Consider the following 13,010-nt stretch of genomic DNA (forward strand, 5'->3'; position numbering starts at 1 on the left):
TCGGAGCATATGACGTGAAGGCCAAACTCGGCATGTCCCCCATTGCGTGGTGGAACGACGATCTGGTGGAGCTCAGCGATGACGTGTCGCTGGAGGAATGCCTGCGCCAGTCGCGCTCGGCCGGGTTTACCGGCATGGAGAAGGGCCGCCGCTTTCCCGATGATCCGGACGTCATGCTGCCGATCCTCCGCGCGGCCGACGTGACGCTCTGCGGTGGCTGGTTCTCGGGCACGCTGGTCAACGAGGACATTGCCGCCAACCAGGCGCGCATCGCCCCGATGATCGAGCTGTTCAAGGCGGTGGACGCGCCCTGCATCGTCTACGGCGAAGTCGGCCGCTCGATCCAGGGCGACCGGAGCAAGCCGCTGGCGACGAAGCCGAAGCTCTCGGACGACGAGATGCGGGCCTATGCCAAGAAGGTGACGCAGTTCGGCGAATGGTGCGCTGAGCAAGGCATGCCGCTGGCCTATCACCACCACATGGCGGCGGTGGTGGAGACCGAGCCGGAGCTCGATGCCTTCATGCGCGGGTCGGGTCCCGGCATCCCCCTGCTGCTCGATGCGGGGCATCTGGCTTTTGCCGGCGGCGACGTGCTGCGGGCCATCGACAACCACCATGCGCGGATCAGCCACGTGCACGTGAAGGACATTCGCCAGGCCGTGGTCGATGGGCTCGATCGCACCAGGCAGAGTTTCCTCGATGCGGTGGCGCTCGGCGCCTTCACCGTGCCGGGCGATGGCTCGCTGGATTTCGCGGCGATCGTGCAGAAGCTCTCCGACTATGGCTACGAGGGCTGGTTCGTCGTCGAGGCGGAGCAGGACCCGAAGAAGAACCCGCCGCTGCGCATGGCGCAGGTGGGCCACAAGGAGCTGATGCGGGTGATGACGCTGGCCGGCTACACCGTCGAGACGCAGGGTTTTCCCAATCGCTGAATGCGGGCGTTTCGCACGGTCGCCTGATCGACTAGTTTGACGTCTTTCAGGAGGATCGGCGTGACGGACGACAACAACGAAGGAAAGAAACCCGGGCTCTTCACCCTGCCCTGGTTCAAGCCGCTCTACCGGCGGGTGATCCTGATTGCGATCATCGCGGTTTGGTGCGGCTGGGAGTGGCTCTACAACCACGACCAGTTCTGGGGTCTGATCACGCTGGCGGCGCTGGCCTACGGGGTCTGGACCTTCTTCATCAACTTCGAGAACGAGCTCAAGAAGATCGATGGCAAACCTAAAAGCTAGGCCCACTGCCGAACAAGGCCACGTCCACCACATCACGCCTGAGAATGCCGGCTGGACCTATGTCGGGTTTGACCTGCACAAGCTGCCCAATGCCGGCGACATCGCGCGGGGCGGCGGCGACGACCGCGAGGTCTGCATCGTGCTGATCTCGGGCCGGGCCAACGTGAACATCGACGGGCAGGACTTCCTAGTCGGCGGCCGCATGAGCCCGTTCGAAGGCCCGGGCTATTCGGTCTATGCGCCGGCCGGCGCGAACTGGCGCATCGAGGCGCTGACCCCGCTCGAGGTTGCGGTCTGCTCTGCGCCCGGCGTGCGCGGTGCGCGGCCGCCGCGCGTCATCGGGCCTGATGATGTCGAACAACTGACCCGCGGCAAGGGCACCAATACCCGTTACCCCACCAACATCCTGCCCGAGACGGCGCCGGCGGATTCGCTGCTGGTGGTCGAGGTGATCACCCCCGGCGGCCACACCTCGAGCTACCCGCCGCACCGGCACGACGAAGACGACCTGCCGCGCCAGAGCTTCCTCGAAGAGACCTACTACCACCGCTTCTCGAAGCCGCAGGGGTTTGGCTTCCAGCGCGTCTACACGGACGACCGGTCGCTGGATGAAACGATGCTGATCGAGGACGGCGACGTGGTGATGGTGCCGAAGGGCTATCACCCGGTGGCGGCGGTGGCGGGGTACGACATCTATTACCTCAACGTCATGGCCGGGCCGACGCGGACGTGGAAGTTCTACAACGCGCCTGAGCATGAGTGGATGTTGGCGTAACCCTACGCCCGCCTCCCCCTTGACCCGCCGCGCCCCTGCGTGCATCGCTCCGCGACTTTGTTTCCGGAGCGCCTGACATGTCGTCCAATTTCGTTCTCACCCTCTCCTGTGCCGATCGGCCGGGGATTGTTGCCGCGGTGACCACGGAACTGGCGGGCCTCGGTTGCAACATCGCAGAATCCAACCAGTTCTGGGACAAGGAGACCGGCCAGTTCTTCATGCGCCTGGCCTTCACCACGCCCGCCGGGGTGGATCGCGACGCGCTGGAGCGCGGGCTGAAGCCGGCGGTGGAGCGCTTCGGCATGCGCACCACGCTGGTGGACGAGGCGAAGAAGAAGAAGATCCTGGTGATGGTCTCGAAGTTCGACCACACCCTGCTGCACCTGCTCTACCAGATCCGCGTCGGCTGGCTCGATGCCGAGGTGGTGGCGATCGTTTCCAACCACGAGGATAGCCGCAAGACCGCCGACTACGAGGGCATCCCGTATCACGTGCTGCCGGTCGGCAAGAACAACAAGGCCGAGCAGGAGGAGCAGGTGATCGCCCTGTTCAAGGAGACCGGCGCCGATCTCGTGGTGCTGGCCCGCTATATGCAGATCCTGTCGGACAAGTTTGCGACCCGGCTCTATGGCCAGATCATCAACATCCACCACTCGTTCCTGCCCAGCTTCAAGGGCGCCAAGCCGTACCACCAGGCGCACGAGCGCGGCGTGAAGATCATCGGCGCCACAGCGCACTACGTGACGCCGGAGCTCGACGAAGGTCCGATCATCGAGCAGGAAACGGCGCGCGTGACCCACGCGCTAAGCCCCGACGACCTGGTGGCAGCGGGGCGCGATGTCGAAAGCCGGGTGCTGGCCCGGGCGGTGAAGCTCCACCTCGAGAACCGGGTCATGCTGAACGGTAAGAAGACGGTGGTGTTCGGGTAAGGACACGAACGCCGCTCCATCTGCCGTCATCCGCGGGCGAAGACCCGGGACGATGGTCCGGCTCGGGTGGAGATGGGTCCGCGGGTAAGGCCCGCGGACCGAGAGATCAGGGGCGGCGGGCGGCTCAGGCCGCCTGAGCCAGTGCCGACCGGTTGGCCGCGAGAAATTCGCGCAGGGTCTGCGGGGCCTCGCCCCACAGCAGTTCCACCGCGTTAGTGGCGAGCGCCACGCGGCCGAGGCGCGTGTTCTGGTCGAACGGCACGATGAAGCCATGCGCCACCGGCGCCGGTACACCCGCAGCGACGGCGCCGGCTGCCAGCTGCTCATCGCTGACATCGACCACCTCGATGGACCGACCGGTGACCTCGCTGGCGATTGCGGCGATCTGTCGGGTCGTAAACGCCTCGGGTCCGGTGACGGTGAGCGTGCGGCTGACGTCGCCCGCGAGCAGGGCGCCGGCAGCGGCGCGGGCCGTGTCCTCGCGCGAGACGTGGGCGATCGTGCCGGCCCCGGCAGAGGTGTACCATTTGCCGGTCTGCAGGGCCGAGGGCAGCGAGCTCAGCAGGTTCTCGGCATACCAGTTCATGCGCAGGATGCTGTAGCCGATGCCGGAGGCCCTGATCGCTTCCTCGGTGCCATAGTGCTCGGGCGCGAACGGGATCGGCGAGGCCGGCTCCGGCGCCGGCATCGAGGTATAGACGATGTGCTTGACCCCGGCGGCCTTGGCCGCGGCGACGGCGCTGGTCTGCAGCGCCAGCCGGCTCGGGCCGAGCACGTCGGTTGAAACTACCAGCAACCGGTCGACGCCGTCGAGCGCTTTGATGAAGCCGGGTACGTCGCCGTAGTCGGCCTTGCGGGTTTCGAGGCCCGGGAAGTTCAATTTTTCTGGGTGGCGCGAACCGGCGATGATCTTGCCGGCATAGCCGCGCTCGAGCAGCAGTTCGACGACGCGGCGGCCGAGCTTGCCGTTGGCGCCAGCGACGAACAGGGTCGGTGAGGTGGTCATATTCGGGTCTCCAATAGGTTGTCTCTTTTTGAGACTACGTATATATTAGGAACTACCCTGAACCGCACAAGACGGCAGTTTTGCCGCCCCTGGTTACCTCGAAGGAACCACCTGATGCCCGCCCTCTCTCCTACCGATCTTGCCCCGCACTTCGAGCAGATGAAGGGAGACTTCCCGGATCCGTCGCAGTGCCCGGTGCGCAATGTGCTCGACCAGTTGGCCGACAAGTGGAGCGTGCTGATCGTCACCCAGTTGGCCGAACGGCCCTATCGGTTCGGCGAGCTGAAGCGCGCCATCGGCGACATTTCGCAGCGCATGCTGACCCAGACGCTGCGCGACCTGCAGGCCGATGGGCTGATCGAGCGCGAGGTGTTTCCGACCACGCCTCCGAGCGTCGAGTATCGGCTCTCGCCCATGGGAAGGAGCTTCCTGGTGCCGTTGAGCGCACTGGTGGATTGGGCGTTCACGCATCACCCCGCGATCAGGGAAGCCCGGGCGGAGTTTGCCAAGGCAGCGTGAGTGCCGCAGCCAACTGACTGAAGCAGACGGCCCCCTCCCATCCTCCCCCATGAAGGAAGGGGTGCCGCATCCAGTTCTAGGCAGCGCCGGTGCCACGGCCTCGTTTCTTCACCTCCCCCTTCATGGGGGAGGCAGGGGAGGGGGCCGTCTCTATCGGTTGTCCTTGCCCTGTTCCGCCAAATCCACCACAAGCGTGGCGTGTCCGCCCCCTCGATCTTTTCCGACCGCCGCGTCGTCGTCGCCATAGCGCTGCTGTGCTGCCTGCTGTGGGGCAGCGCCGTGCCCGCCGTGAAGATCGGCTATGGGCTGCTCGGCATCATGCCCGCCGACACCCCGTCGCTGCTGCTCTTCGCGGGACTTCGTTTCAGCCTCGCTGGGTTGCTGCTGCTGGCCTACACGGCCGCCAGCAGGAAGCCGCTGCTGCCATCGCCGCGGCGACTGAGCGAACTGGCGCTGCTGGGTCTGATCCTGACGGCCGCGCAATACCTGTTCTACTATGTCGGCCTCGCCCACACGACCGGCACCAAGGTCTCGATCATCACCTCGACCAGCACCTTCTTCTCTGTGCTGCTGGCCCACTGGCTCTACAAGAACGACAAGCTGACCGGCCGGCGCATTCTCGGCTGCCTTATCGGTTTTGCCGGTGTCGTCACGGTGAACCTGTCTGCGGCCGGGTTCGACCTGCACCTGACGCTGCTCGGCGAAGGCTTCATCATCATAGCCGCGTTGATGTTCTCGCTGGGCGCCATCTACGGCAAGCGCCTCAGCGCCGATATGGAGCCGGCGACGATGACCGGCTGGCAGTTGCTGCTCGGCGGGCTGATGCTGACCGCTGCGGGCTTTGCAGGGGGCGGCCATTTCACCGGTTTTGGCTGGGAGGCGAGCCTGCTGCTCGTCTACCTGGCGGCCCTCTCCGCTGCTGCTTTCGCGCTGTGGAGCGTATTGATGAAGCACAACCCGGTTGGCGCCGTGGCCATCTTCAACTGCGCTATCCCGATCTTCGGCGTGCTGCTGTCGGGCCTCTTCCTCGGGGAATCGATCCTCGAATGGAAGAACCTGGCGGCGCTGGTGCTGGTGAGCGTGGGGATCTGGCTGGTGACGGCGACGGGGCGTGCGTGGCGATAGTTCGGACGCTGGTGCGTGCCGACCCCTCCCCTGTCCCCTCCCCCTAAGAATGGGGAGGGAGACCAGAACACTGACTACTCAGCTAGCGTCTCCCTCCCCCTATTGAGGGGGAGGGACGGGGGTGGGGGTCGATAAGCACCGCCCTAAAGTAGAAGCCGTCAGACCGTCGCCGGAAACACCCGCCAGCGCTTAGGCCTGAACGCGATGCGCGTCCGTTCCCCCGCCGGGTGATCGAACGGCAGGTCGATTTCGACCCGCTCGGGCAGGCCGCCGATTTCGAGTTCGACGCGGCGCGTGCCGCCAACCCGGCGCGAGGCGACGACGACGCCGGCCAACGCCGCACCCACTCCGTCCTCGACCAGTTCCACATCGTGTGGGCGGAAGAACAGCTTCGCCTCGCCCGGTGCGTCGGCCGGCGCCGGCAGGCCGATGGCGCGACCACCAACCCACAGCTCATGGTTCTCGACCGCTACGGGGATCGAGCTCGATTCGCCGATGAACGAGAAGACGAAGGGCGAGTTCGGCCGGTCGTAGACCTCGTCGGGCGTGCCGACCTGCTCGATCTTGCCCTGGCTCATCACCACCAGCCGGTCGGCGAGTTCCAGAGCCTCTTCCTGGTCATGGGTGACGAACACGGTGGTGTGCCCGGTGCGATCGTGGATTTCGCGGAGCCACTTGCGCAGCTCCTTGCGGACTTGCGCATCGAGCGCACCGAACGGCTCGTCGAGCAGCAGCACGCGCGGTTCGATGGCGAGCGCCCGGGCGAGCGCCACGCGCTGCCGCTGGCCGCCCGACAGCTGCTGCGGGAAGCGCTTCTCGAGCCCGCTCAACTGCACCAGGTCGAGCAGTTCCATGGCTCGACGCCGGATTTCCGCCCTGGGTGGGCGGGTCGCGCGCGGCCGCACTTTCAGCCCGAACGAGATGTTGTCGAGCACCGTCATGTTGCGGAACAGCGCGTAGGCCTGGAACACGAAGCCGACATTGCGCTGCTGTACGGTCTTTGACGATGCGTCCTCGTCGCCGAAGAAGATGCGGCCGGCGGTCGGCATCTCGAGCCCGGCGATCAGCCGCAACAGCGTGGTCTTGCCCGAGCCGGAGGGGCCGAGCAGCGCGATCAGCTCACTCGATTTCACCTCGAGCGACACGTCGTTGAGCGCCGGGTAGTGCGAGAATTCCTTGCGGACGGTGTCGACGCGAATATCCAAACTCATGGGCCTTTCAGTGTCGGCGTGTGCCTGCGAGTTCGTCGCCGAAGCGGTACTCGAGGATGGTTTTGAACACCAGCGTCACCAGCGCCAGCATCGCCAGCAGCGATGCGATGGCGAAGGCCGCGGTGAAATTGTACTCGTTGTAGAGGATTTCGATGTCGAGCGGCATCGTTGTCGTCTTGCCGCGGATGTGACCCGAGACGACGGACACCGCACCGAACTCGCCCATGGCGCGGGCGTTGCAGAGCAGCACGCCGTAGAGCAGGCCCCACTTGATGTTGGGCAGCGTCACCCGGCGGAACGTCTGCCAGCCGGTGGCGCCGAGCGACAGCGCCGCCTCCTCGTCGGTATTGCCCTGGTCCTGCATCAGCGGGATCAGTTCGCGGGCGATGAACGGGAAGGTGACGAAGATCGTCGCGAGCACGATGCCCGGCACCGCAAAGATGATCTCGATATTGTAGGCCTTGAGCAGCGGATGGAGCGCGCTCTGCGCCCCGAACAGCAGCACGTAGACCATGCCCGAAACCACGGGGGATACCGAAAACGGCAGGTCGATCAGCGTAGTGAGGAAGCTCTTGCCCCAGAACTCGTACTTGGCGACGCACCAGGCGGCAGCGATGCCGAACACCAGGTTGAGCGGCACGGCGATGGCCGCGACGATCAGCGTCAGCATGATCGCGGTCTGCGAGTTGCGATCCGAGAACGCCTCGAAATAGGTCTCGGCGCCTTTGCGGAACGCCTCGACGAATACCAGCACCAGCGGCAACACCAGGACGAACGCCATGAACGCCACCGCGATGCCGATCAGCGTGTAGCGCACCCATGGCCGCTCGGTCGTCGGGCGGGTGTGCTCTTCCGGCAGGATGACCCGCCGGCTGTCGTATACGACATCTGGCTCAAACATTGCCGAACCTCCGCCGGGCCCAGGCCTGGATCAGGTTGATGACCAGCAGCATGACGAAGGCGATGATCAGCATGATGCCGGCGATGACAGCCGCACCCGCCTGGTCGAATTCTTCGAGCTTGATGACGATCAGCACCGGCGCGATCTCCGAGATATTGGGGAGGTTGCCGGCGATGAAGATCACCGAGCCGTATTCGCCGACGGCGCGGGCGAAGGCCAGCGCGAAGCCGGTGAGCAGTGCCGGTGTGAGCCGCGGCAGGATCACCGCGGTGATGGTCTGCCAACGATTGGCGCCGAGCGTCGCCGCAGCTTCCTCGAGCTCCTGCTCGAACTCTTCCAGCACCGGCTGCACCGTGCGCACCACGAATGGCAGGCCGATGAAGATCAGCGCGATGACGATACCTGTGGGGGTATAGGCGATCTTCCAGTTGAGCGAGAATTCGCTGAGCCCTAACGGCATCCAGGTCTGGCCGTGCCACCACTGCCAAAGCGGGCCCTTGTCCGAGAACAGTGAGCCGATCCAGCCCTTGGGCGCGTAGAGGGACGAGAGCGCAATGCCCGCCACTGCCGTCGGCAGGGCGAACGGCAGGTCGACGATGGCATCGAGCAGCCGGCGGCCGGGGAACTTGTAGCGCACCAGCACCCAGGCGACGATGATGCCGAACACCACGTTGACCAGCGCCGCGACCAGCGACGAGCCGAAGCTCACTTCGAGCGCCTTGAGGGTGCGCGGCGAGGTGGCGATCTTGATGATCTGCTCGAGCGGGGTGGTTGCCGCCTTGAGGAACAGCCCGGCGATCGGGATCAGCACGATGAGGCTGAGATAGAGGATGGTGTACCCGAAGGTCAGCCCGAAACCCGGGATGACGCTGGGCTTTACAAAACTCCACCCCGCTCGCGCGGGGTGGGATGAATTTCCGGCGGCGCCGCGAGGCGCCCCTGCCACTGCATTACTGCGCAGGGGTGTAGACCTGGTCAAAGATGCCCCCGTCCCCGAAATGCTTGGGCTGCGCCGTCTTCCAGCCGCCAAAAAGCGGATCATCAATAGAGATCAGATCGATCTTTGGGAAGGCCGCGACGAGCGCCTGGTCGGTAACGATCGACGGGTCGGACGGGCGATAGTGGTTCTTGGCCGCCAGCGTCTGGCCCTCGGGCGAGTAGAGATATTCGATGTAGGCCTTGGCGAGATCGGCGGTGCCATGGGCTTCGACGTTCTTGTCGACGATGGCGACCGGCGGCTCGGCGAGGATCGAGGTCGGCGGATAGACGATGTCAAAATTGTCGGCGCCGAATTCGTCCTGCACGAGGTAGGCCTCGTTCTCCCAGGCCAGCAGCACGTCGCCCAGTTCCTTCTGCGCGAAGGTCACGGTCGAGCCGCGGGCGCCGGTATCGAGCACCGGCACGTGGCTGTAGAGCTGCTTGATGAAATCGGCGTCCTTGGCTTCGTCGCCGCCGAAGGTCTTGTTGGCGTAGGCCCAGGCCGCGAGGTAGTTCCAGCGCGCACCACCCGAGGTCTTGGGGTTCGGCGTGATCACTTCGACCCCGTCCTTGATCAGGTCACCCCAGTCGGCGATCGCCTTGGGGTTGCCCTTGCGCACGAGGAACACGATGGTCGAGGTGTAGGGCGTCGAGTTGTTCGGGAACTCGGCACGCCAGTTCTCGTCGATCAGCCCGGACTTCTTGACGATGGCGTTGATATCGCCTTCGAGCGCCAGGGTGACGACATCGGCCGCGAGGCCGTCGATCACCGCCTGGGCCTGCTTGCCCGAACCGCCATGGCTCTGCTCGATGGTGACGTTGCCGCCGTTGGTCTCTTTCCAATGCTTGGCGAACGCCTCGTTGAACTGCTCGTACAGCTCGCGCGTCGGGTCATACGAAACGTTGAGCAGGGTCTGATCCGCGGCGCGAGCCGTGACCGCGCCGGTGAAGGCGAGCGCTACGGCAAGGCCGCCAAGCGCGAGAATCTGGGCCGTTCTCTTCATCATGTCCTCCTGGTGAAGATTAACTACCGTAACTCTACCTGGTTAGTCGGCATTCTCAAGAAAGCCGCAGGTTGCGGTGGCACAGCGAAGCGGAATAGCTTTCTCTGGGAAGGCTAGCAGCAGCATCGCCATTGCGCAAACCTCGAATTCACCCCTGTGGATGAGCATGGCTTTGCGCGAGAGTGAAACCGCGTTCAGCCGCGGGTTGGGTGTAAACGCTCAGGGCTGGCAGCGGGTTGCAGGAGTCGCCACGCCACCATCGCCCACCAACCGGCCGGTGATCGAGGGGACCCTAGCGCTAAACCAGCTCGTCTTTCGCAGCCACCGCGTCGGCCAGCGTCGTTTGGTCGAGCACTTCGCGGGTGGCGATCGTCACCCGGGCGAAGACGTGGCGGATTTCGCAGCTCGCTTCCTCGGCGCAGTCGACGCATTTGCGATAGGCGATCTTCGAGAGGCACGGCAGCGGCGCGATCGGCCCATCGATCAGTCGCAGCACCTCACCGAACGTCACCTGCTCGGGCGCCCGCAGCAGCACGTAGCCGCCGAGCCGGCCGCGGCGGCTCATGACGATGCCGGCGCGCTTCAGCTCGAGCAGGATCTGCTCGAGGAACTTCTTGGGGATCGCCTGGCCGCGCGAGATCTCCGAGATCATCACCGACTCGCCGGCGGGCACTTTGCACAGTGCCACCAGCGCCCGCAGCGCGTATTTTGCCTTTTGCGAAATCATCGCGGGCTTTGTCCGATGCGGCCGCTAACTCGACCGCCACGCTAGGATATACCGAGTCCGGCGTGAACAAACCATTGCCCGGAAGGCTCAAGCCTTCTCCTCTTCGGCGACCGGCGGTGGCACCTCGGGATTGAACGGCACGCCGGGGGTCGTCGCAGGCCGGTTCGGGCGCACCACCGGCACGACCGGCGCGTCGTCGACCGCTGCGGGCATGGCCGGCTCTGTCTCAACTGCAGACTCGACAGCTGCGACTGCCGCGCCATCCAGAGCCTCGAGTTCGGCGATGTCCTCGGGCTCGACCGCTTCCTCATCCGGTTCGGCCGGCGCTTCAATCTCAGCCGACAGTTCAGGTTCGGCATCAGGCTCTTCGCCATAAGCCGGCACCACGGCCGGCGGCTCCGCCGGCCCGGCATCCGGGTGCTGAGCTTCGGCCTGCGCCGCCTCTATCGCCTCGGCGAGGAGGTTCGGATCCGACGGCAGCTTCGTCGTCAGGCCGGCGGCAGCCAGCGGCGCCAGCACCGACTCGACGGCATCGGAGGCGGTTATCTCCGCCACGGCCTTGCTGTCGCGGTTGATCACATCGACCATGCCGAGGCCGATCTCGCGTTCGCCGAGGATCACCACATCGGCGCCGAGCGTCTTCAGGTGCGTCTCTTCCTCGTCCGAATGCGCCCGCGCCACGATCAGCAGCTTGGGGTTCTGCTTGCGCGCTTGCTCCACCGCCTGCCCGGCCTCGAACGCATTGGGGATGGCGATCACCACCGTAGTGGCGCCGGCGACATTGGCGAGCGTGAGCACCTTCGAGGCGGCGGCGTTGCCGACCACCACTTCGATGCCGAGCGCGCGGGCCGCATTGGCCCTGCCCTCTGCGTCCTCGACCACGAGGAACGGCGTCTTCGCTTCGAGCAGTGCCTCGCCGACCACGGAGCCGACGCGGCCGAAGCCCACGATGATGACATGGCCCGTCTGCGCCGTCGGCACTTCCGTCGGCTCTGTCTCGGTCGGTGCCTCGGCGGCAGCCGTCCGCGGCGCCGCAGTCACGAGGTCCGGCTCGGTACGCTCGGCGGCAGCCCCGCCCAGTGCCTCGGCCGGCCGGCCGAAGCGGTGCTCCAGCGCCGGCCGCAGCAGGTCAAGCACGACGAAGATCACCGGGTTGAGGATGATCGAGATGATGGAACCGGCGAGCACCAGGTCACGTCCTTCGGGCGGCAGGATGCCCAGCCCGACGCCGAGCGCCGCGAGGATGAACGAGAACTCGCCGATCTGCGCGAGGCTCGCCGAAATGGTGAGCGCCGTGCCCACCGGACGGCGGAACGCCACGACGATGAGGAAGGCGAGGATCGACTTGCCGAAGATGATGATCAGCACCGTCGCCAGCACCGGCAGCGGATCGCGCAGCAGGATCGTCGGGTCGAACAGCATGCCGACAGCGACGAAGAACAGCACCGCGAAGGCGTCTCGCAGCGGCAGGCTTTCCTGCGCCGCGCGATGCGATAGCTCGCTTTCGCTGAGAATCATGCCGGCAAAGAAGGCGCCCAGCGCCAGTGACACGCCGAAGAGATAGGCCGCGCCGGCCGCAACGCCGAGCGCGATGGCCAGCACGGCAAGCCGGAACAGTTCGCGGCTGCCGGTATGCGCGGTGTAATGGAGGATGGACGGGATCACCCGGCGGCCGACCACCAGCATGAAGCCGACAAATGCCGCAAGCTTGACCACCGTCACCGCCAGGATGCCGACAATGCCGAGCTCGGTATTGAAGATGCGCTCGACGAAATCGACGAACGGATCGTGCAGTGTCGCAGCTTCCACGCCGTTGAGGCTGGCAATGGCCGGGATCAGCACCAGCGCCAGCACCATGGCGAGATCTTCGACGATCAGCCAGCCGACCGCGATGCGGCCCTTCTCGCTGTCGACCATGTGCCGGTCCTGCAGCGCCTTGAGCAGCACGACGGTGGAGGCAACCGACAGCGCCAGGCCGAAGATCAGCCCGGCACCCAGCCCCCAGCCGAGCAGCATCGCGAGGCCAAGCCCCATGATGGTGGCGCCGCCGATCTGCACGATGGCGCCAGGGATGGCAATGGCCCGTACCGACAGCAGGTCCTTCAGCGAGAAATGCAGCCCGACGCCAAACATCAGGAGGATCACGCCGATCTCGCTCAGCTCGTTGGCGAGCGAGGCGTCGGCGACGAAACCGGGGGTAAACGGCCCAACCAGCACGCCGGCCACGAGGTAGCCCACCAGCGGCGGCATGCGGAAGCGGTTGGCGATTGCGCCGAGGATGAATGCCAGCACCAGACCCACAACGATCGTCGAGATCAGGGGTGTACTGTGCGGCATAAGCGGAACCTCCGGCGGGAATTACCCTGAAACTGGTTGAAGTGAGTGAGAGAGCGAAGATGGGCCATCGCGCCCCCCTCCGCAAGCCAATGAGGCCGGGAAAACTGCGGCAAAATCATGGGTGTGCCGGAGATTGGGGGCCGACTTTCGTCGCGGATGCGGCCTGAGATGCCAGCCCAGACACCCGAGGTGATGGCGTGGGGGGTGTCTCGACACCGATCGGACGGGGCACTAGATTTCCCGGCGCAACGACGTTGGAGCCA

At 65.5% G+C, this 13,010-nt stretch carries 12 protein-coding genes and 1 pseudogene; 6 read left to right on the forward strand and 7 right to left on the reverse strand.

Going from position 1 to position 13,010, the window contains the following annotated elements:
* Positions 1-14: 14 nt before the first annotated feature.
* The 4 genes from iolE to purU all read left to right on the forward strand — a co-directional run bounded on the left by iolE (position 15) and on the right by purU (position 2,939).
* Complete coding sequence (gene iolE, locus AC1DYL_RS09565; RefSeq protein WP_477172955.1) at positions 15-932, forward strand: myo-inosose-2 dehydratase; 918 nt, start codon at positions 15-17, stop codon at positions 930-932.
* Between the two features lie 60 nt (positions 933-992).
* The gene (locus AC1DYL_RS09570; RefSeq protein ID WP_477148277.1) at positions 993-1,235 is read left to right on the forward strand and encodes a hypothetical protein; all 243 of its coding nucleotides are present in this window, start codon (positions 993-995) and stop codon (positions 1,233-1,235) included.
* A complete protein-coding gene (iolB, locus tag AC1DYL_RS09575; protein WP_477172956.1) occupies positions 1,216-2,010 on the forward strand; it encodes a 5-deoxy-glucuronate isomerase in 795 nt (264 codons plus the stop codon). The genes AC1DYL_RS09570 and iolB overlap by 20 nt, the downstream gene beginning before the upstream one ends.
* A gap of 77 nt (positions 2,011-2,087) precedes the next feature.
* Entirely contained in the window at positions 2,088-2,939 is an 852-nt protein-coding gene (gene purU / locus AC1DYL_RS09580) for a formyltetrahydrofolate deformylase (protein ID WP_477172957.1), read from the forward strand.
* A gap of 124 nt (positions 2,940-3,063) precedes the next feature.
* Here purU and AC1DYL_RS09585 read toward each other — a convergent pair whose 3' ends face one another.
* Positions 3,064-3,945 carry an NmrA family NAD(P)-binding protein gene (locus AC1DYL_RS09585; protein ID WP_477172958.1) on the reverse strand — a complete coding sequence of 294 codons (882 nt, stop codon included), beginning with the start codon at positions 3,943-3,945 and terminating at the stop codon, positions 3,064-3,066.
* Between the two features lie 159 nt (positions 3,946-4,104).
* On the opposite strand from AC1DYL_RS09585, the gene AC1DYL_RS09590 reads away from it, so the two are divergent.
* Entirely contained in the window at positions 4,105-4,464 is a 360-nt protein-coding gene (locus tag AC1DYL_RS09590; protein WP_477148504.1) for a winged helix-turn-helix transcriptional regulator, read from the forward strand.
* A gap of 198 nt (positions 4,465-4,662) precedes the next feature.
* The gene (locus tag AC1DYL_RS09595) at positions 4,663-5,589 is read left to right on the forward strand and encodes a DMT family transporter (protein WP_477172959.1); all 927 of its coding nucleotides are present in this window, start codon (positions 4,663-4,665) and stop codon (positions 5,587-5,589) included.
* A 158-nt stretch (positions 5,590-5,747) separates the two neighbouring features.
* Here the strand turns inward: AC1DYL_RS09595 and AC1DYL_RS09600 are convergent, their stop codons facing one another.
* The 6 genes and pseudogenes from AC1DYL_RS09600 to AC1DYL_RS09625 form a co-directional block, all read right to left on the reverse strand.
* Positions 5,748-6,800 (reverse strand): sulfate/molybdate ABC transporter ATP-binding protein, encoded by a 1,053-nt coding sequence (locus AC1DYL_RS09600; protein ID WP_477172960.1) that lies wholly within the window; start codon positions 6,798-6,800, stop codon positions 5,748-5,750.
* A 7-nt stretch (positions 6,801-6,807) separates the two neighbouring features.
* Positions 6,808-7,701: a sulfate ABC transporter permease subunit CysW gene (gene cysW, locus AC1DYL_RS09605; RefSeq protein ID WP_477156159.1), complete on the reverse strand. Its 894-nt coding sequence runs from the start codon at positions 7,699-7,701 to the stop codon at positions 6,808-6,810.
* Positions 7,694-8,647, reverse strand: a complete 954-nt coding sequence (locus AC1DYL_RS09610) for a sulfate ABC transporter permease subunit CysT (RefSeq protein ID WP_477172961.1) — start codon at positions 8,645-8,647, stop codon at positions 7,694-7,696. The genes cysW and AC1DYL_RS09610 overlap by 8 nt, the downstream gene beginning before the upstream one ends.
* 4 nt (positions 8,648-8,651) lie before the next feature.
* The gene (locus tag AC1DYL_RS09615) at positions 8,652-9,683 is read right to left on the reverse strand and encodes a sulfate ABC transporter substrate-binding protein (protein ID WP_477156157.1); all 1,032 of its coding nucleotides are present in this window, start codon (positions 9,681-9,683) and stop codon (positions 8,652-8,654) included.
* A 298-nt stretch (positions 9,684-9,981) separates the two neighbouring features.
* A complete protein-coding gene (locus AC1DYL_RS09620; RefSeq protein WP_477172962.1) occupies positions 9,982-10,410 on the reverse strand; it encodes an RrF2 family transcriptional regulator in 429 nt (142 codons plus the stop codon).
* 507 nt (positions 10,411-10,917) lie between these two features.
* A pseudogene (locus AC1DYL_RS09625) lies at positions 10,918-12,747 on the reverse strand (cation:proton antiporter domain-containing protein); the annotation flags it as partial.
* Positions 12,748-13,010: the final 263 nt, after the last annotated feature.

This window comes from Devosia sp. P1_H9, from assembly GCF_056405135.1.

Excerpts from the sequence above, each read along its gene's own strand:
- iolB (WP_477172956.1), top strand. The coding sequence starts at position 1,216 with ATGGCAAACCTAAAAGCTAGGCCCACTGCCGAACAAGGCCACGTCCAC.
- purU (WP_477172957.1), top strand. The coding sequence starts at position 2,088 with ATGTCGTCCAATTTCGTTCTCACCCTCTCCTGTGCCGATCGGCCGGGG.
- AC1DYL_RS09585 (WP_477172958.1), bottom strand. The coding sequence starts at position 3,945 with ATGACCACCTCACCGACCCTGTTCGTCGCTGGCGCCAACGGCAAGCTC.
- AC1DYL_RS09590 (WP_477148504.1), top strand. The coding sequence starts at position 4,105 with ATGAAGGGAGACTTCCCGGATCCGTCGCAGTGCCCGGTGCGCAATGTG.
- AC1DYL_RS09600 (WP_477172960.1), bottom strand. The coding sequence starts at position 6,800 with ATGAGTTTGGATATTCGCGTCGACACCGTCCGCAAGGAATTCTCGCAC.
- cysW (WP_477156159.1), bottom strand. The coding sequence starts at position 7,701 with ATGTTTGAGCCAGATGTCGTATACGACAGCCGGCGGGTCATCCTGCCG.
- AC1DYL_RS09615 (WP_477156157.1), bottom strand. The coding sequence starts at position 9,683 with ATGAAGAGAACGGCCCAGATTCTCGCGCTTGGCGGCCTTGCCGTAGCG.
- AC1DYL_RS09620 (WP_477172962.1), bottom strand. The coding sequence starts at position 10,410 with ATGATTTCGCAAAAGGCAAAATACGCGCTGCGGGCGCTGGTGGCACTG.